Origin of the sequence: Sphingobacterium sp. UBA5789 (assembly GCF_002418355.1) — a bacterium.
Classification (GTDB): domain Bacteria; phylum Bacteroidota; class Bacteroidia; order Sphingobacteriales; family Sphingobacteriaceae; genus Sphingobacterium.
This window is the reverse complement of the sequence record NZ_DIDX01000007.1, coordinates 59511-78818: the sequence shown is the minus strand read 5'-3', so window position 1 is coordinate 78818 and position 19308 is coordinate 59511. Positions and strand designations below refer to the sequence as shown.

Sequence of the window (19308 nt, the reverse complement as noted above, 5' to 3'; positions counted from 1 at the left end):
ATACCCTTGAAAATGAGCTTAATATTTTATTTAAGTGCCTTTAAAGGGGCTTAAGGATGTAAAATTTCATGTGAATGCTTCTTAATATTGGCTGCTAGTTTCTCCAGAGGCAAGTCATCTGAATCAATTCCGAATGGATCTTCAATAGATTCAGCAATCAATTCCAGCGAAGCCAGTACGTAGAATACAAAAGGAACCGCTGCAATAACAAAGTAACCTATAGAAAACACATAGCCTACAGGGAGTGTAAATACATAGAATACAATAAACTTCTTGATAAATGAGCTATATGATTGCGGAATAGGCGTATTTTTAATCCGTTCACAGGCCCCGCAGATATTCGTCAGCGATTGGAGTTCGTCATTCAGGATAATAAATTGTTCACCGGACAGGATGCCTGATTTATAGAGATTAGTTACTTTTTTGAAAATCAATGCAGCCAGTTGATTTGGCGCATGTTTTTTCAGGTCCAGATTTCCCAGTTCCGGATGTTCCTTATCATCCAGCATATATGTTGTGTAATCCGATCGCAGGAAAGATTGTGTCAGTTCAGCGTAGAGAGGGATCGCTTTTCTGAAGAATGAGCGGTTTATATGGTCATCTTCCGGCAGGAATGCGTTCATTTTATAGGCCAGCGTACGGCTTATATTTGTTAATGTGCCCCATTGTTTACGGGCTTCCCACCATCTATCGTAAGCCGTATTCGTGCGGAACACGAGAAGCAACGATAATGCAAAACCCAATAAACTGTGTACAATCGTAATATTTTTGATCCAGCTCTTATCCGACAACCTGAGATATTCAAGTTCCAGATAAGCAATACCTCCTGAAAAAACAGCAGCTAAAAGCAGGTAGGGCAGGAGTTTGCGGACGGTGTCCGACTTGTGGAGGTAAAAGGTGGCTTTGAACCATTCTTTAGGATTATACACTTGCATTGGACAAATATAATTTGTTCAAATTTAATTTGAAAGTATCCGTGTAATGCATTAATTTCAGGGCATGGCGAAAAAGGCTGTGAAGAGGGTAGCACCATCCAAAAAGGTGGTAAAGGATGACAGAAAAGTATATCTTATATGGAGTATCGTCATTCCTGTTATCATTGTGTTGCTTGCTGTAAGTTGGCATTATCGTTCAGGAATCCGTTATTATATCAGGGAAGTTGTTTCTGGTAAGGAGCAGAATGGATGGAAAGATGCGAAATACGACATTCGTAATGTCGAACTCATGAGTAAGCATGATGATAAGATATTTGGGATAGATATCAGTCAATATCAGGGTGATATAGATTGGGTACAAGTCAATACAATCAATGACAAATTTCCAGTAGATTTTATTTTTATCCGGGCGACTATGGGAGAATCCGGGGTGGATTCTAAATTTAAAACAAACTGGAAAAGAGCAAATTCCAGAGCCAAGATCAGAGGGGCTTATCATTATTTCAGACCAAATGAAAATTCATTAAAACAAGCCCGGAATTTTGTGAAGACAGTTCACCTGAAAGCAGGGGATCTGCCGCCGGTGCTGGATATTGAGGAGATGCCTGTCAATCAGTCTATGGACAGTCTGCGTACAGGATTGAAGCGCTGGCTTGGATTTGTAGAAGCTCATTACGGAATCAAGCCTATTCTGTATTCCGGGGATAAGTTTTTTACAGACTTTCTGGAGAAGGAATTTTCAGATCATGTCATCTGGATTGCAAATTATAACTTCTGGATAGATGATCTGAAGGATCACTGGGATTTTTGGCAATTTTCTGAAAAGGGATCCGTTCGGGGCATAAAAGGTAATGTAGATTTAAATATCTATAATGGCGATATCGAAAACCTGGAAGCACTGACTATACCGTACCGCAACTGATACCTCCATAACTAAAACTATGCTATCTGGTTTTAAAATTTTCAAACAATCAAACCATCTTGGTTTTTAAACTTCACTTACCAATGAAAAAAATAACACTCCTATTCATGTTTCTGATGTCCATATTCAGTTATAGCAGTATAGCAGATGCTGCTCAGCAGGACAGTATGGCATTATCTGTTGAGCAATTTGCGAGAGCAGCGGATCAACATCTGATCATCGATACCCGGAAGGCGGATGATTTTCTGAAGGGCTTTGTTTCTAAAAGTATTAATATTGGTTGGGAAGGGCCATTCGATAGCTGGATGACTAAAGTTGTAGCCAATAAGGATACAAAGCTTCTTCTTATTGCAGAGGTAGGGCAGGAGAAACTGATTGTAGATAAACTACATGCCCTTGGATATACGAATGTCATAGGCTATCTTAAAGGAGGATTAGAATCATGGACAGAAGCGCATAAACCGGTTGAACGGATTGGCAGTGTGACTGCTGCTCAGGCGCTGGAGCATATGCGGAAAACGGAGTATGTATATATAGATGTACGGACAGCTCCTGAATACGCGAAAGGCCATGTAGAAACGTCACTTCATATTCCTTTAAATACATCGGATTTTCAGGTGGATACAGATCCGCAAAAAATCTATCTGCTACAATGTCAGTCCGGCTACAGAAGTAGTCTGGCGGCATCATTATTGTACGCTAAGGGTATACATAATGTTCTCAATGTAGAAGGCGGTTACAGAGCTGTTTCTGCGGTGAAGGATACAGAACAGAAATAAGATTTAGGTATATGGCAACATTTAATGAAATATTACAAAAGCACAAGCTGGCGCTGATCGATTTTTCAGCGACCTGGTGCGGTCCTTGTCAGCAATTGGCTCCTATTTTGGAAGACGTCAAAAAACATTATGGGGAAGATCTTTCCATAATCAAAATTGATGTGGATAAAAATCAGTCACTTGCCTCGAATTATAAAGTGCAGGGAGTTCCCACACTTATACTTTTTAAAGATGGAGAGCAGGTGTGGAGACAATCCGGACTACTCATGAAAAACAATCTTGTGCAAGTCATTGATCAATATCGTTAGCAGTACAGATTGACAGGATTTTTCGAAAATATCCGTGAAGCGAAGCATTAAAAAAGGATCAGATTTGATTGAATATAATTTTCAAATCTGATCCTTTTTGTCTAAAGTATAAATGACTTTAATATTAAAGATCGGTCCGGGTCTTTCAGATATTTTTAATCTTCATAATCCTGATCGGAAGACAAAGGAAGTCTGGTGACAAGAAGTTTGTCAATCCGGTTACCGTCCATATCCAGTACTTCAAATTCAAGATTTTTATAAACGACCTTATCACCTTCTTCGGGTACACGATCTAGTAAAAAGAATACCAGACCTGCAACAGTAGTAATATTGCGGATTTCTTCTTCATCTTTTTCAGATAGTCCTACTTCCAGACTTTCCATGAAATCGTCCAGCTGATAGCGTCCGTCAATAAGAAATGAACCATCTTCACGTTTGCGGATTTTGCTGTTTTCAATATTATTCAAATCCTCAAAATCTCCTATAAGACCCGTTAAGATGTCTTTTAAAGTGATAATTCCCTGAGGAATACCATATTCGTCAATCACGATGGCCTGAGCAGCTTTTGAATTTCTAAATGATTCAAGCACAGAGAGTGCACCGCTATTTTCATTGATATATGGAATAGGAGTGATAAGAGCGGATAGGTCAGTTTCTTCATTATTAAGATACTGCTGAAGTAATGTTTTGACATGTACTACACCTTTTATCTGGTCAAAATTACCATCACAGACAGGATATACGGTATGTTGAGTAGCAGTAATTACTTTCTTGTTCTCTTCAAAAGAATCCTGAAGATCCAGATAATCGATCTTACTTCGGTGAACCATCAGGTTGATTGCTTTTTTATCACCGATGGCAAGAAGGCGGTCTACGATATCATGTTCTATATTGTCGATAATACCACTATCGACACCCTCATCTACCAGTGCTTTTATTTCTTCCTCAGTAACGGCATTTTTGCTGACTTTAATGTTCAGTAATCTGACCAGGAAATCTGTAGAAATACTTAAAAACCAAACGAAAGGCTTCATGATCTTACTCAGAAAGTGCATAGGGAAAGCGATCAGCGTCGCATAGCGCTCCGGTATGGCCATTCCGATCCGTTTAGGAACCAATTCACCAATGACCAATGAAAGATAAGTGATAATGATAACGACGACTATGACAGACAGTTGCTGGCTATAAGGTGCAAAAAACGGGATCAGTTGAAGCTTGGTGTCTATAAATGTAGAAATCGTTCCTCCACTGAAAAAACCTGTCAGAATACCGATAAGAGTAATACCGATCTGTACAGTAGATAGAAATTGATTGGGGTGTTCTTTGAGGTCTAGTGCGATTTTTGCAGCCGGGTTTTTCTTGTCACTCTCTGCTTGTAGGCGAGCTTTTCTGCTCGATACAATAGCTATTTCGGAGGCAGATAAAATACCGTTTAGAAGGATCAGGATAAGTATTACTATAATTTCTGTTAGCATAGAAGATTTGAAAATTACCCCAATTTACTGAAAATATCAGATTTGAGGAAGAACGAAGTGATAAAAAGAAAAAAGGAGTTGATTACAACTCCTTTCTTAATCTTGCGACAGGTATATTTAATGCTTCCCTGTATTTGGCTACTGTACGGCGGGCGATAGAATAACCTTTTTCTTTTAGAATATCAGTCAGTTTTTCATCTGCTAAAGGTTTTCGTTTATCTTCATTTGATATACATTCTTCCAGAATTTTCTTGACTTCTTTATTGGAAACCTCTTCACCTGAATCGGTTTGTATAGCTTCAGAGAAAAACGATTTAAGTAAAAAAGTGCCGAATTCTGTCTGTACATATTTGGAATTAGCGACACGCGAAACAGTTGAAATATCCATTTCTATACGATCTGCTATATCTTTAAGGATCATAGGTTTAAGCATGCGATCATCGCCCGTCAGGAAATATTCGTACTGATATTCCATAATCGCATTCATTGTTTTTAACAATGTCTGCTGACGCTGTTTAATAGCATCGATAAACCACTTTGCCGAATCCAGTTTTTGTTTCACAAACTGTACTGCTTCCTTCATCTTCTTATCCGTTTTTTCGACTTTCTCGTAATGTTCAAACATCTCCTGATAAGATCTGGAAACCCGTAATTCCGGTGCATTCCGGCCGTTTAAGGTCAGGTGAAGAACACCATCATTATTGCTGATATGAAAGTCGGGGATAATGTGAAGCTGTTTTCCGGCTGCAGCTCCTGAATCTCCCGGTTTAGGATTTAATTTAAGGATCTCCTGAATGATATTTTTAAGCTCTTCTGAGTTAAGACCCAATGCTTTTTCAAGCTTATCATAGTGTTTCTTTGTGAACTCTTCCAGGTAATTCTGAACAACAAGAATAGCTTTTTTAACAGCTTCATTATCGTTGTTTTTCTTTTTTAATTGTATAAGAAGGCACTCCTGAAGATCTCTCGCTCCAATGCCGGCAGGTTCAAAATCCTGTACGATTTTCAGCATTTCGAGTACTTCCTCTTCTTCAGCAATCACATTCTGCGAAAAGGCAAGATCATCGATAAGCGATAGAATAGGTCTGCGAAGATATCCGTCGTCATCAAGACTGCCAATAATCTGCTGACCAATCAGAAAATTCTTATCATCTAAAGCCAATAAGTCCAGTTGGTTCTGAAGACTTTCAAAGAATGAACTTTGAATAGCAATAGGCATTTCTTTGCGATCTTCTTCGTCGTCTCCTCCGTAAGAATTACCATAATCATTGAAATCATCATCCTGAATATATTCGTCCACACTGAACTCTTCATCGAACGAATTATCTTCACCTTCGTACTGTTCATCAGGATCTTTATCCGGATATTCCTGTACAGGTTCGTTCATGTTGATCAAACTCCCGTCTTCTAATGCCGGGTTTTCTTCAAGTTCTTCTTTGATACGGGCATCTAATGAAACAGTAGGTACCTGCAACAGCTTAATAAACTGAATCTGCTGTGGCGAAAGTTTTTGTAAAAGTTTCTGTTGTAAAGTTTGCTTCAACATGTTTTCTGGTCACTAAATTGACTGTAAAAGTAGAGAATAAATATTTAAATGTTAACATTATTCTGCTAAATATCATCTTTAGGTATACTTTTTGAGGAGAAAAAAACTCCAATCTTCTTGATTCAAAAGCTACCTGGTATAAATGTTAAAATTCGTTAATTTTTTAAGCACTATTACTAATTAATTGCGTCTGACTACAGTTTTACCAAAACTATTCTTCATATTTACATCATGTTTAGAGGTATCAAAAATAAATTTTTGCGTTACTTTATTATCGCTGCCTATTCTATTGTACTGATTGTTTGTGCCGTACAGATTAACTTTCTTTGGCTATTTGGCTATTCCCCGACAAAAAAGGATATTGTCATGCCATCCCTTAATATTTCTACAGAGCTTTATACTGCCGATTCTGTTCTTATCGGACGATATTTTGAAGAAGACCGTGACCCGGTGCCTCATGATAGTATTTCACCCAATGTTCTGAATGCCCTGGTGGCTACAGAAGATATCCGTTTTTATAAGCATAATGGGATAGATTTTCTTGGACTTGCTTCCGGTATAGTGTCTACACTTACTGGCGACAAGCGAGGAGCCAGTACCATTACTCAGCAGCTGGCCAAAAATCTCTACCGTACCCGTTACAATACCTCAGCCGGTATTTTAGGTAAGGTACCCGGAGTAGGGCTGATCGTTAATAAATTTAAAGAATGGATGACGGCTTATAAACTGGAGAGCAAATATGGTAAGGAAGAAATTATTACGATGTATCTTAATACCGTCTCCTTTAGTAATAATGCTTACGGGATTAAGTCGGCCTCTCTGCGATATTTTAATAAAATGCCAAGTCAGTTAAGCGTTAACGAATCAGCTATGCTGATCGGAATGCTGAAAGGAACGACTTTATATAACCCATTGCGAAATCCTAAGAATGCGCTTCAGCGACGAAATGTAGTACTTGCTCAAATGCAAAAAGCAGGCTATCTGACCAAACAACAGGTAGATACCTATTCTGTGCAGGATCTGAATCTCAATACAAACAATGTCGATCGTCAGGATGCCAATGATTCTTATCTGAGAGCCGCAGTGCAACGCTGGCTGGAAGACTGGAGCAAGGAAAATGATATTGATATCTATAAAGACGGATTGAAAATCTATACCACTATTGACTCCCGCATGCAAAAGATTGCAGAAGAAATGGTGGGTAAACAGATGAAATTTTTGCAGCAGCGGTTGAAGAATGCCTGGGGAAGTGAAGATCCCTGGAGAGATAAAGAAGGAAATGTAATCCCGAATTTTATTGAGAATCTCGCTAAGAAAACCCCTTATTACGCTGCGCTGGTTAAAAAATATCCGAATAACATGGATAGCGTGAATTACTATCTCAATAAACCAAAAGAGATGGAGATTTTTACGTGGAATGGTAATCAGAAGAAAGAGCTGTCCACGATGGATTCTATCAGACATTATGTCGTAATGCTAAATGCCGGAATGATGTCTATGGAGCCAAAAACAGGAGAAATCAAAGTTTGGGTAGGAGGTATCAACCACAAGTATTATAAATTTGACCATGTCAATCAATCCAAACGGCAGGCAGGTTCTACCTTTAAGCCTTTTGCTTATCTGGCTGCACTGGAGTCTGGAAAATCACCTTGTGATAAGTATACCGACAAGCCTGTACGGATTTACGCCGGCCTTAAGGATGGAGTAGAAGAGTATTGGGAGCCAAAAAATGCAGACTGGAATTTTAGCTACAGAGAAATGTCTCTACGTTGGGCTATGGCACGTTCAGTCAATTCTATTACTGCTCAGATTACGGAAGAAGTAGGCTGGGATAAAGTTGTAGAAGCCGCGCATAGATGTGGTATAGACAGTCATCTGAAATCTGTGCCTTCAGTCAGTCTGGGATCCAATGATGTATCCGTGTTTGAAATGGTAAGAGCATATGCTACATTTATGAATGAAGGGAAGCGACTGGATCCGATCCTGGTATCCAAGATTGTTGATTTTGACGGAAATGTAATTGCTGAATTCAAAAAGAAAGAAAAAGAAGCCCTGACGAAAGAAAATGCCTGGTTGATGACCTATATGCTCCGCGGAGGTATGGAGGAACCGGGAGGAACTTCTCAGGCTCTTTGGGACTGGGATCTCTTTAAAAAAGAAAATCAGATTGGTGGAAAGACTGGTACATCTTCGGATTATGTAGATGGTTGGTATATGGGCGTGACAAAAGATCTGGTGACAGGTGTATGGGTCGGTTGTGATGAGCAAAGCATCCATTTCAAAAACTCTCACACCGGAGAAGGTTCTAAGACTGCATTACCAATTTTCGGTATGTTTCTGGAAGAATTATACAAACGTCCGGAGCTCGGATATACATTTGGTAAATTCCCTGATCCTACAGTCGAGATAACCAAAAAATATAAATGTGAAAGTCCAAGATTACCTGAGCGGACAGAAAGTGCTGATAGTACAGCGGTAGATCTTCCGGAAGGGGAAATCTTAGAAGGTGAAGGAGGGGAGCAAAACGGTGAACAGCCGGTAACTGCGCCTCAGCCACCTGCTTTGGATACGGACTCGACCCTAAATTAATACGTAGTCAGGGTATCTGTTTTTTTATTAATTTAACTTCATGAAAAGTACGTTATGTAGTCATTTGTCGAACAGTGCTAGGCTACTGTTCGCTTTAATTGCATTTTGTTTTATGTTGCCCAACATAAGTCAGGCTCAATATTTTGGTCAGAACAAGATGCGCTACAAAAAGCTGAATTTTAAGGTTTATGAAACTCCGCATTTTGATCTCTATTACTATCTGAAAAATGACAGTATGGTCAGGTGGCTGGCTAAAGAAAGCGAAGTTTGGTACGAATTACATCAGCAGGTATTCCAGGATACTTTCTTACGGAAGAATCCTGTTATTGTATACAGTAATCATCCCGAATTTCAACAAACTACAGCTATTCAGGGAGAGATCAGCGTCGGTACCGGCGGTGTAACAGAAGCATTCAAGCAGAGAGTGGTGATGCCGGTCATGCAGATCAATCAGCAAACACGTCACGTACTGGGGCATGAGCTGGTGCATGCCTTTCAATATAGGGTACTTATTGATGGTAGCGATTCTACCCGTCTGGAGAATATTATGAATCTGCCTCTATGGATGGTAGAAGGGATGGCCGAATATTTTTCTATAGGGAAAAAGGACGCCTTTACCTCCATGTGGATGCGTGATGCTTATCTGAATAAAGATATTCCGTCGCTTAAGCAGATGACAGAACAGTCTTACAAATACTTTCCTTACCGATACGGTCAGGCATTCTGGTCTTATGTCGGATCTACCTACGGGGATACTGTGATTATGCCGTTATTTATCGAAACGGCTAAATATGGTTATGAGGTTGCTATGAAGCGGGTATTTGGCTATGATGCACAGACCATGTCGAATCTGTGGAAAAACAGTATGGAGAATATGTATAAGAACTCCGGTAAAGATACAGTTTCAAGACCAGTCGGAACAGCGATACTCCATACCGGCAACTCCGGTCGGATGAATGTTTCACCTGCAATTTCACCGGACGGCAAATATGTAGCATTTCTATCTGAAAAAGATATGTTCAGCATCGACCTCTTCCTTGCAGATGCCCACACGGGCAAAGTCATACGGAAGCTTGGCAGCCGGCTCACCAATAAAGATATAGACGAGTTTAGTTTTTTGGAATCTGCAGGTACTTTCTCTCCTGACAGCCGCAAGTTTGCGTTTTCGGTATTTAGTGCAGGTAAAAATAAATTAATGACAGTGGATGTGTTGACCGGTAAAACACTTTCAGTAGAGGCAATGGGAGATATTACGGAGTTTACAAATATTACCTGGGCTGCAGATGGAGATCATGTTGCTTTTTCCGGTCTGAAAAACGGCCATAGTGATATTTACATTTATAATCTGAAAACCAAAAAACTAGATCAGCTGACAAATGATGTATATTCTGACTTTCAACCCAGTTTCTCCAGAGACGGAAAATTTATTGTATTCAGTACCGATCGGGTAGCGCTGGCTTCAGATAGCAGGTCGGTAGATATTCCTATGAATCTGGCTGTAGTAGACATCCGGACAAAAAATATTCAAAACCTGGATATTTTTCCGGGAGCAAATAATCTTAATCCACACTTTTCCTCTAACGGAGAGCAAATCTATTTTCTGTCCAACGGGGATGGATATCGTAATATGTACCGTTACACCGTCGCATCTGCTCAGGTGGAGAAGCTGACAGACTATTTTACAGGTATCAGTGGGATCACCGAGTATTCTCCTGCGATGAGTATCTCGGCTACAGATGAGATCGTCTATTCGTATTTTAAAAATAATGCTTACAGTGTATATTATGCAAAGAGTTCAGATTTTACAGGGACTGTTGTAGATGCAGGGGCTGTTAATTTTGATGCAGCTATGCTTCCTCCTCCGGTAAGTCGCGGTGTGAATGTGGTCAATACCAATCTGCGTAATTTCAATGCTTTTGAACGTATCGGAGATGATCAGATCAATACGATTGCTTATAAACCTAAGTTTAAACTCGATTATCTCGCCAACAGTGGAGTTGGGGTTTCCGTTGGAAGCCGCTACGGAGCCGGAATATCCAGTGGTATTCAGGGGATGTTCTCGGATATTCTTGGTTATAATCAGATTTTTGCAGCCTTAAATGTGAATGGTGAAATTCAGGACTTCGGAGGGCAGATCGCTTATATTAATCAGAAGGGACGCTTCAATTGGGGAGCCTCGTTGTCACATATTCCATATATTTCGGGATACAATACAAATGAATTTGAAGATTTTGGATATGGAGATGAATTGTCATACAACACCTATTTAGTACGTACTTTTCAACAACAGGCTGATGTTTTTGTTGCCTATCCGTTTAACAGGCATCACAGAGTGGAGCTCGGAGCAGCTGTTGTAAGATATAATTACCGTGTGGACAAATGGCGTCAGAGCTACTATTCCGGATATGGTGATCGCCGTAAGCTAAGTAATGAAGAGGCTTCACAATTAGGATTTGGCAATCTGAAACCTTTTGTAGTACAACAGGTCAATACTGCTTTGGTAGGAGATAATTCTGTATTCGGTATTGCAGCTCCTTTACAAGGGTATCGCTATCGTCTGGGAGTAGAGCAGTATTTTGGTGATTACACTTTTTCTGCAGTCAATATTGACCTGAGAAAATATAACCGCTACAAGCCTGTCACTATAGCCGCGAGACTGTATTCTTATTCGCGTTTTGGCAGTAATGAAAATGCACTTTATCCTTTTTATATCGGATATCCGTATCTGATCCGCGGATATGAAAGTGGTGATTTTGACAGAAATGGCAAAGTAAGAATATCAGATCTTATGGGATCCCGTACTGCGGTATTTAATTTTGAAGTAAGGCTGCCGTTTACAGGGCCGGAAAAACTGGCTGCTGTGAAATCCGGATTCTTGTTCTCGGACTTAAATCTGTTTTTTGATGCAGGACTGGCCTGGTCAAAAGGGAACAAGGTGGTGTGGTCTTCGGATGACAGACCTATTGTGCCTTTAAAGGATGGTAAGGGAAATGTGATTGTGAATCCGGATACAAATCTTCCGGAGATGGGATATGATCCTAATTATAAGATTCCGGTTATGAGTGCCGGGGTTTCACTACGAATCAATTTGTTCGGAGCTATGATTCTGGAACCATACTATGCTTTTCCTTTCGTCAAGACAAATTCTAAATCCGGGACGTTCGGAGTGAATTTCACTCCGGGTTGGTAGTGTGTTTTAATCAAAAGGGAGCCGTTGCATTATCTATGAGAGATAAGCAACGGCTTTTTTGTTATGTAGGATAGTTAAGGGCATATGCAGGGAACAAAGATTTTTCCAGTTTGGATTTTGTTTTCTGACCATTCTTTCTTTCACAATGCGGGGAAGAGAGGTAAGTTCTTTTCTGCGTTTCTCGGCCTGCTCGAAAGTGTCGACATATTCAAGATAAACAATACTGCTTAATTTGATAACCTGATTGAATAAAGAAGCGTGAACAGTTCTCATTTCCTGATATGTCGACTGTACATCTTGTGTCAGATTGACTTCAAGATGATGACGATTGCTGTCTGAGGCGATGTAAATGCAGTATTTTTTCATGTTTTCTCCTTGTTTTGGCTAATAAATTTGGTTTTTCTAAATCTATTTGCTAATTTTGATAGTACAATTATACTAACAATTTTAGTATTTACAAATTTTATTTAAAAAATTATTATGTCTAACATCGCCTCCAATCTGAAATACATCAGAAAGAAAAAAGGATTGACACAACAGCAATTTGCTGATTTAATGGAAATTAAACGCGCTTCAGTGGGGGCGTATGAAGAGGATAGAGCAGAGCCTAAATACGAGTTGCTAAAAAAAATAGCTGAATATTTTGATCTGACGATGGATGAACTGGCAAATGATATTATAGATGATAAGTGGAAGCCTACTCCACGGAGTAACGCATCCAATCTGCGTGTTCTTAGTGTAACGGTAGATCAAAAGGATCGTGAAAATATTGAATTGGTACCTGTCAAGGCGAGTGCAGGATATCTGAATGGATATGGTGATCCGGAATATGTAGCCGAATTGCCTAAATTTTCACTTCCAATGTTTAATCAGGGAACATACCGTGCTTTTGAAATAAAGGGAGATTCTATGTTGCCCTTGCCATCGGGCTCTGTAATAATAGGAGAGTATGTAGAAAACTGGCATGACATCAAGCCCGGACAGACTTATATAATTGTCTCAAAAGAAGAAGGTGTCGTGTATAAGCGTATTGCCTTTAAATATAAAGAAGAAAAAGGATTGAAGCTGGTATCCGATAACAAGACATATGAAGCATACTGGGTTGGTTCAGATGATATTCTGGAAGTCTGGAAAGCAAAGGCGTTTATAAGTACTGAGCTGCCGGAGCCAAGTCCCGAACCTACTATGGAAACACTGACCTCGATGATGGCACAAATGCAAAAAACCATCAGTGCAGTAGTCGATAATAATAAGGCATAAAAAAGATGTTTTGGATTTTTAAAAATATTTTGTACTTTTGTACTATCTGAAAGGAAGGGGGCATCATATGCCCCCTTTTTTAATTCTTTATTGATTTAAAATAACAGTAATAGATGAAGACAAAGGTAGAACAGCGGGTTGAAGAGTTAGTTCTGGAAAAAATAGGAGACCGTGAGGATTTGTTTATTGTCAGTATAAAAATGCAGGGCAATGGCGTACTTGAAATTCTTGTTGACGGGGACTCCGGAATTGCGATTGATGATTGTGTAAAGATAAGCCGTCATGTTGGTTTTCATCTGGAAGAAGAGAATGTAATAGAAACTGCTTACCGTCTTGAAGTTTCTTCTCCGGGTATTGACAGTCCTCTGGTACTGAATCGTCAGTATGAGAAGAATATAGGACGTAATGTCCGGGTCAAGAATCACGAGGGAGAGAAGAGAGAAGGAAAGCTTCTGAATGTGACAGAAAACGACATTACAATCGAGGAAAGTAAAAAAGAAAAAGGGAAGAAAGCCGTTCCGGTTGAGTCGGTGATTCCATTTGAACAAATAAAGGAAACTAAGGTGTTAATTTCATTTAAGTAAAAATGAGCAGCAATATCAATTTGATTGACTCTTTTCAGGAGTTTAAAGAGTTTAAAAACATTGACCGTCCTACGGTAATCTCTGTGTTGGAAGAAGTATTCCGTAGCATGATCCGCAAACGGTTTGGTACAGATGAAAATGTGGACGTAATTGTCAACCCTGATAATGGTGACTTAGAGATCTGGAGAACACGTGTAGTCGTGGAAGATGAATTTTCAGAAGATGATGATCTGGAGATCGAGTTGGCAGAGGCAGTTAAGCATGATGCAGATCTTGAAGTAGGTGATGATTATATTGAGCAGATCACATTGGAAAGCTTCGGACGCAGAGCTATTCTGGCTGCACGTCAGACATTGGTTTCTAAAATTCTGGAACTTGAGAAAGACGAAGTTTTCAAAAAATATAAAGATCGTGAAGGAGAGTTAGTGATCGGTGAGGTGTATCAGATCTGGAAAAAAGAAATTCTGGTCCTTGATGATGACGGTAATGAATTGATTCTGCCTAAGACTGAACAGATTCCTGCGGATTATTTCAAAAAAGGAGATAGCATCCGTGCGGTAGTACATAAGGTAGATATGATGAACAACAATCCTAAGATTATTATCTCTCGTACAGCACCTGCATTTTTACAGCGTTTGTTTGAACTGGAAGTACCGGAGATCTTTGACGGATTGATTACCATCAAGAAGATTGTTCGTGAACCGGGAGAGCGTGCTAAGGTGGCCGTAGAATCTTATGATGACCGTATCGATCCGGTAGGAGCGTGTGTTGGTATGAAAGGATCGCGTATCCACGGTATTGTTCGTGAGTTGAGAAATGAAAACATTGATGTTATCAACTTTACAACAAACCATTCCTTATATATCACCCGTGCACTTAGCCCGGCGCGTATCAGCTCTATCAAAATTGATGAAGACAACAAGACGGCAGCTGTGTATCTGAAATCAGATCAGGTATCTCTGGCGATTGGCCGTGGAGGACACAATATTAAACTGGCAGGTAAACTGACAGGTTACGAAATCGATGTGTATCGTGAGAATGACGAATTTGATGAGGATGTGGACATCGAAGAATTCAGCGACGAAATCGAAGGATGGGTTATTGACGAATTGAAACGTGTAGGTCTGGATACCGCTAAATCTGTTCTTTCACTGACGGAAGAAGAGTTGGTAAGACGTACAGATCTTGAAGAAGATACCATTCAGGAAATTGTTCGCGTTTTACAGTCCGAGTTTGAATAGAACCCGGTTTAACAATTTATTATCTCAGCAATTTCGAATAAATTGTTAGTAACATGTAAAAAAAACATATTTTTGTATATACTTTATAATTACAGGACACAATAAATGACAGAAGGTAAAAGCATAAACTTACTAAAAGCAGCAAAAGAACTAAATATTGGTATAGCTACCGCTGTGGATTATTTAGTAAAAAAGGGATTTGATGTTGAATCTAAACCTAATACTAAATTATCGGGCGAGATGTACAATGTTCTTTTGAGCGAATTTCAGGGAGACAAAATTGTTAAGGACGAGGCAAAGCAAATCGTAATTGGTAAAATTCGTCGTGATGAGTCGCCTGCTGGAAGTAGCAATGCTGCGCCTAAAGAATCTGTCTCGGAGAATGAAGATACAGCAGAGGTAAAGGAGATCCTGATAAAGAATGCTCCAGCAGAACCAACTCCGGTAAAGGCTGATGTGCCAGAAGAGAAGAAACCTGCTGAGGATCATCCTCATCTTTCAGGTATGAAGATCGTCGGGAAGATTGATCTGGACAGCATAGGCAAAGGAAAGCCTAAAAAAGAAGAAAAGAGCGAAGTTGCTCCTAAAATAGAAGAACCTGTGAAGGTAGAGGTAAAAGTGGAAACTCCAAAGATCGTGGAAAAACCCGTAGAGCCTGTTCAGCCTGTTGTTGCTGAAAAAGTAGAAGCTCCAAAAGAAACTGTTGTTCCCCAGGCGCAGAAGCCAGTGGAACCTGCTAAACCAAAGGTGGAAGAAGTGAAACCGGAAGTTCAGGCTGTCAAAAAAGAAGAGGTTAAACCTGCAGAGCCCGCTAAACCGGCAGCACCTCAGGATGATGTCATCCGTGCGCGTGCTGAAAGCTTAAGCGGACCGAAAGTTATCGGTAAGATCGAATTGCCTACGGCAAGACCGTCACACCGTGACAGACCGGTAGCATCTTCTTCCAATGCAACAGGTAATGCGAACGATCAGAAACGTAAGCGTAAGCGTACTAATAACGGTCCGAATACCGGTGGAAACAACCAGGATCAGAATAGAGGCGGAAACCAGCAAGGTGGAAACCAACAAGGCGGTCAGGGTGGCAACAACCAAGGTAACAGAGGACCAGGTAATAACCAAAACCGTCCCGGTAATAATCAGGGGAACAGAGGTCCGGGTAACAACCAGGGCAACAGAGGTCCCGGAAATTATCAGGGTAACAGAGGTCCGGGTGGTAACAGACCTGATTTCAAGGGTAGAAATAAACCTGTAGAAAACAAGGAAGAACCATCGGAAAAAGAAATCCAGGATCAAATCAAAGCTACACTGGCTCGTTTGAGTGGTGCAGGTAAGTCTGGTAAGTTTGCTCAACGTGCGAAATTACGTCGTCAGAAACGTGACGAAGTCGCTCACCATGCTGAAGAAGCTGCATTGGAACAGGAAATGATGGCCAATGTATTGAAAGTAACAGAGTTTGTTACTGCAAATGAGTTGGCAAACCTGATGAACGTATCCGTAACGCAAATTATCGCTACGTGTATGAGTCTGGGATTGTTCGTGTCTATCAACCAACGTCTGGATGCAGAGACATTAGCAATTGTAGCAGATGAATTTGGATACCAGATTGAATTTATCAAACCGGAAGATGAGGAAGTTGCAGAATTAGAGGAAGTCGATAATCCGGATAATCTGATTATGCGTGCTCCTATCGTAACGGTAATGGGTCACGTCGATCACGGTAAAACATCCCTTCTGGATTACATTCGTAAAGCGAACGTAACAGGTGGTGAGGCCGGAGGTATTACGCAGCACATCGGTGCATATGCCGTAAAACTGGAAGACGGAAGAAAAATAACATTCTTAGATACACCGGGTCACGAAGCCTTTACAGCAATGCGTGCCCGTGGTGCTAAAATCACAGATATTGCGATCATCGTAATTGCAGCAGACGATAGTGTGATGCCGCAGACCAAAGAGGCTATCAACCATGCACAGGCTGCAGGAGTACCGATTGTATTTGCCTTCACCAAGGTAGATAAGCCGGGAGCAAACTCTGATCGTATCCGTGAACAATTATCAGCAATGAATATCCTTGTTGAAGATTGGGGAGGAAAATACCAATGTCAGGAAATTTCAGGTAAGACAGGTCTCAATGTAGATTTATTACTGGAAAAAGTATTGCTGGAAGCAGAAATGCTGGATCTTAAAGCCGATCCTAAAAAACGTGCTGTAGGATCTGTTATTGAAGCTGCTCTGGATAAAGGACGTGGTATTGTTACTACAGTATTGATACAGGGAGGTACACTTCGTGTCGGAGATCCAATCCTGGCCGGATCACATAGTGGTAAAGTAAAAGCATTGACCAATGAACGCGGAGAGCGCGTGAAAGAGGTTGGTCCTTCTACGCCGGTACAGATATTAGGTATGGCAGGAGCGCCTACAGCGGGTGACAAATTCTATGTATTGGAAAGTGAGTCAGAAGCACGTCAGGTGGCTAACAAACGTCTGCAGTTACAGCGTGAGCAAGGTATGCGTGCTCAGAAACATATTACGTTAGCAGAGATCGGTCGCCGTTTGGCTATCGGAAACTTCAAAGAGCTGAATGTAATTGTGAAAGGTGACGTGGATGGTTCTATCGAAGCATTATCAGATTCATTATTGAACTTATCTACAGATGAGATTCAGGTAAATGTAATCCACAAATCAGTAGGTCAGATTTCCGAATCAGACGTATTGCTGGCTTCTGCATCAGATGCGATCATCATCGGTTTCCAGGTAAGACCTTCTCAGAATGCACGTAAGATTGCAGAGCAGGAGCAGATTGACATCCGCCTTTACTCTATCATCTACGATGCTATTGAAGAACTTAAATCTGCGATGGAGGGTATGCTAGCTCCGAAACTGGAAGAGAAGATCGTGGCGAATGTCGAGATCAGAGAGACTTTCAAAATTTCGAAAGTGGGTACTATTGCCGGATGTATGGTATTAGACGGTAAGATCAACCGAAACAGTGATATCCGTATCGTACGTGACGGTGTGGTTGTATTCACCGGAAAGCTTGCCTCACTGAAACGTTTCAAAGACGATGTGAAAGAAGTATCTCAAGGTTACGAATGTGGTCTTAATATTCAGGGATACAATGATATTCATGTCGGAGATATCGTGGAAGCCTTCGAACAAGTCGAAGTTAAACGTAAGTTGTAAAAGACTGAAAAGAATAACAAGTATAAAGAATCCCCTTTCATTGCAAAATGAAAGGGGATTCTTTTTATAATCGAATCCGAAAACAGCTATTTCGGTTAAATCTGTAATACAACGTGAGAGGGTATAGAATCTAAATGAATTTATACCAAAACAGACTTTTTGAATCTATAATCCTATTTATTACTTGCTTGGATTTCAAAAGCATCTTATCTTTGAAACATGCATAAACTTCGGATTTCCGCATTAACTCCAGAGGCGAATAATAACATTTCTATAGATTTTGAACCGGTATCGGGGCCTTATCCTGTGTATAAAGCCGGGCAGTTTCTAACCCTGATTTTCACTTTCGGAGACCGCGAAGTCCGTCGCTCTTATTCCTTTAAAAGTTCACCAGATGTAGACGAACCTTTAAGTATTGCTGTGAAAAGAGTAGATAACGGTGAGATTTCCCGTTTTTTACATCATAAAATTACAGTCGGAGAAGAGATTGAAGTGCTGGATCCCCAGGGTTTATTTATATATGAACCCGTACCTGATACGAGAAGGACTGTATTTTTGTTTGCTGCAGGTATTGGCATTACTCCATTATTTTCCATTCTGAAGACAGCTTTAATAAGAGAACGGAAATCCAAAATCGTATTAGTATACAGCAATAGTTCTCCGGAACAGACACCTTTTCTGGAAGAACTTGACAGTTGGCAGAAAAACTATCCGGACCGTTTTCATATCATATGGATTTTTTCAAACAGCAAAAACCTCATGAAAGCCCGTCTCAACAGAGATTTTATCTATGATATTCTGAAACAATATGTAGAAGAACTCAAAACGGATACCCTTTTCTATACTTGCGGACCTGTTATTTATATGGATCTTTGCCGTTTTACTTTATTGGGTATGGGCTATGCAGACAGTCAAATCAAAAGAGAGACATTTCTGTTGCCGGAAAATGAAGAAGATGACGATGATGAAACAGAAAAGGAAGTAGATAAAACAACTTATTCCATTACGCTTAACTTTCTCGGCCAACGTCACCAACTGTCTGTACCTTATAACAAAACAATTCTTGATGTAGGGTTAGAGAATAAAATCAAACTGCCTTATTCCTGTAAATCCGGTATGTGCAGTACCTGTATTTCACAATGTTCATCCGGAAATGTGCGAATGGATTATAACGAAGTATTGACAGACAGGGAAGTCGCTAACGGACGTATTTTATTATGTACCGGTCATCCGACCGAAGATGGAACTGTAATTGATGTCGTATAGGTAAAAACTTTGTACTGGCGTTACTTTTCA

14 protein-coding genes are annotated in these 19308 nt (G+C 40.2%); 10 read left to right on the top strand and 4 right to left on the bottom strand.

Features of this window, described 5'->3' with window-relative positions:
* Window positions 1–50 precede the first annotated feature (50 nt).
* Window positions 51–935 (bottom strand): bestrophin family protein, encoded by an 885-nt coding sequence (locus B4B65_RS17710; protein ID WP_201678737.1) that lies wholly within the window; start codon window positions 933–935, stop codon window positions 51–53.
* A gap of 64 nt (window positions 936–999) precedes the next feature.
* Between B4B65_RS17710 and B4B65_RS17705 the strand changes: the two genes are divergently transcribed.
* The 3 genes from B4B65_RS17705 (at window position 1000) to trxA (ending at window position 2944) form a co-directional block, all read left to right on the top strand.
* Window positions 1000–1857 (top strand): glycoside hydrolase family 25 protein, encoded by an 858-nt coding sequence (locus tag B4B65_RS17705; protein ID WP_293917445.1) that lies wholly within the window; start codon window positions 1000–1002, stop codon window positions 1855–1857.
* An 83-nt stretch (window positions 1858–1940) separates the two neighbouring features.
* Window positions 1941–2636, top strand: coding sequence for a rhodanese-like domain-containing protein (locus B4B65_RS17700; protein WP_293917443.1), 696 nt, complete (start codon window positions 1941–1943; stop codon window positions 2634–2636).
* Between the two features lie 11 nt (window positions 2637–2647).
* Window positions 2648–2944: a thioredoxin gene (gene trxA / locus B4B65_RS17695; protein ID WP_293917441.1), complete on the top strand. Its 297-nt coding sequence runs from the start codon at window positions 2648–2650 to the stop codon at window positions 2942–2944.
* Window positions 2945–3099: 155 nt separating this feature from the next.
* Here trxA and B4B65_RS17690 read toward each other — a convergent pair whose 3' ends face one another.
* Together B4B65_RS17690 and rpoN are read right to left on the bottom strand one after the other, a co-directional pair.
* The gene (locus tag B4B65_RS17690; RefSeq protein WP_293917439.1) at window positions 3100–4419 is read right to left on the bottom strand and encodes a hemolysin family protein; all 1320 of its coding nucleotides are present in this window, start codon (window positions 4417–4419) and stop codon (window positions 3100–3102) included.
* An 82-nt stretch (window positions 4420–4501) separates the two neighbouring features.
* On the bottom strand, window positions 4502–5965 hold the full coding sequence (gene rpoN / locus B4B65_RS17685; RefSeq protein ID WP_115169077.1) for an RNA polymerase factor sigma-54: 1464 nt from the start codon (window positions 5963–5965) through the stop codon (window positions 4502–4504).
* A gap of 231 nt (window positions 5966–6196) precedes the next feature.
* On the opposite strand from rpoN, the gene B4B65_RS17680 reads away from it, so the two are divergent.
* Together B4B65_RS17680 and B4B65_RS17675 are read left to right on the top strand one after the other, a co-directional pair.
* Window positions 6197–8554, top strand: a complete 2358-nt coding sequence (locus B4B65_RS17680) for a transglycosylase domain-containing protein (protein ID WP_293917435.1) — start codon at window positions 6197–6199, stop codon at window positions 8552–8554.
* Between the two features lie 112 nt (window positions 8555–8666).
* Window positions 8667–11744: a DPP IV N-terminal domain-containing protein gene (locus tag B4B65_RS17675; RefSeq protein ID WP_293917433.1), complete on the top strand. Its 3078-nt coding sequence runs from the start codon at window positions 8667–8669 to the stop codon at window positions 11742–11744.
* A 33-nt stretch (window positions 11745–11777) separates the two neighbouring features.
* Here B4B65_RS17675 and B4B65_RS17670 read toward each other — a convergent pair whose 3' ends face one another.
* The gene (locus B4B65_RS17670) at window positions 11778–12110 is read right to left on the bottom strand and encodes a hypothetical protein (protein WP_201678744.1); all 333 of its coding nucleotides are present in this window, start codon (window positions 12108–12110) and stop codon (window positions 11778–11780) included.
* A gap of 114 nt (window positions 12111–12224) precedes the next feature.
* Between B4B65_RS17670 and B4B65_RS17665 the strand changes: the two genes are divergently transcribed.
* The 5 genes from B4B65_RS17665 to B4B65_RS17645 all read left to right on the top strand — a co-directional run bounded on the left by B4B65_RS17665 (window position 12225) and on the right by B4B65_RS17645 (window position 19278).
* Window positions 12225–13004, top strand: a complete 780-nt coding sequence (locus B4B65_RS17665) for an XRE family transcriptional regulator (protein ID WP_201678745.1) — start codon at window positions 12225–12227, stop codon at window positions 13002–13004.
* 113 nt (window positions 13005–13117) lie between these two features.
* On the top strand, window positions 13118–13588 hold the full coding sequence (rimP, locus tag B4B65_RS17660; RefSeq protein ID WP_201678746.1) for a ribosome assembly cofactor RimP: 471 nt from the start codon (window positions 13118–13120) through the stop codon (window positions 13586–13588).
* Window positions 13589–13590: 2 nt separating this feature from the next.
* Complete coding sequence (gene nusA / locus B4B65_RS17655) at window positions 13591–14829, top strand: transcription termination factor NusA (protein ID WP_002994057.1); 1239 nt, start codon at window positions 13591–13593, stop codon at window positions 14827–14829.
* 105 nt (window positions 14830–14934) lie between these two features.
* Entirely contained in the window at window positions 14935–18012 is a 3078-nt protein-coding gene (gene infB / locus B4B65_RS17650) for a translation initiation factor IF-2 (RefSeq protein ID WP_293917427.1), read from the top strand.
* 219 nt (window positions 18013–18231) lie between these two features.
* Window positions 18232–19278 (top strand): ferredoxin--NADP reductase, encoded by a 1047-nt coding sequence (locus B4B65_RS17645; protein ID WP_293917425.1) that lies wholly within the window; start codon window positions 18232–18234, stop codon window positions 19276–19278.
* Window positions 19279–19308 lie beyond the last annotated feature (30 nt).

Bases quoted from the DNA above. Each gene is read 5' to 3' on its own strand.
- B4B65_RS17690 (WP_293917439.1), bottom strand. From the start codon at position 4,419: ATGCTAACAGAAATTATAGTAATACTTATCCTGATCCTTCTAAACGGT.
- rimP (WP_201678746.1), top strand. From the start codon at position 13,118: ATGAAGACAAAGGTAGAACAGCGGGTTGAAGAGTTAGTTCTGGAAAAA.
- B4B65_RS17645 (WP_293917425.1), top strand. From the start codon at position 18,232: ATGCATAAACTTCGGATTTCCGCATTAACTCCAGAGGCGAATAATAAC.
- rpoN (WP_115169077.1), bottom strand. From the start codon at position 5,965: ATGTTGAAGCAAACTTTACAACAGAAACTTTTACAAAAACTTTCGCCA.
- B4B65_RS17705 (WP_293917445.1), top strand. From the start codon at position 1,000: ATGGCGAAAAAGGCTGTGAAGAGGGTAGCACCATCCAAAAAGGTGGTA.
- B4B65_RS17710 (WP_201678737.1), bottom strand. From the start codon at position 935: ATGCAAGTGTATAATCCTAAAGAATGGTTCAAAGCCACCTTTTACCTC.
- B4B65_RS17675 (WP_293917433.1), top strand. From the start codon at position 8,667: ATGTTGCCCAACATAAGTCAGGCTCAATATTTTGGTCAGAACAAGATG.
- B4B65_RS17700 (WP_293917443.1), top strand. From the start codon at position 1,941: ATGAAAAAAATAACACTCCTATTCATGTTTCTGATGTCCATATTCAGT.
- B4B65_RS17670 (WP_201678744.1), bottom strand. From the start codon at position 12,110: ATGAAAAAATACTGCATTTACATCGCCTCAGACAGCAATCGTCATCAT.
- B4B65_RS17665 (WP_201678745.1), top strand. From the start codon at position 12,225: ATGTCTAACATCGCCTCCAATCTGAAATACATCAGAAAGAAAAAAGGA.
- B4B65_RS17680 (WP_293917435.1), top strand. From the start codon at position 6,197: ATGTTTAGAGGTATCAAAAATAAATTTTTGCGTTACTTTATTATCGCT.
- trxA (WP_293917441.1), top strand. From the start codon at position 2,648: ATGGCAACATTTAATGAAATATTACAAAAGCACAAGCTGGCGCTGATC.
- nusA (WP_002994057.1), top strand. From the start codon at position 13,591: ATGAGCAGCAATATCAATTTGATTGACTCTTTTCAGGAGTTTAAAGAG.
- infB (WP_293917427.1), top strand. From the start codon at position 14,935: ATGACAGAAGGTAAAAGCATAAACTTACTAAAAGCAGCAAAAGAACTA.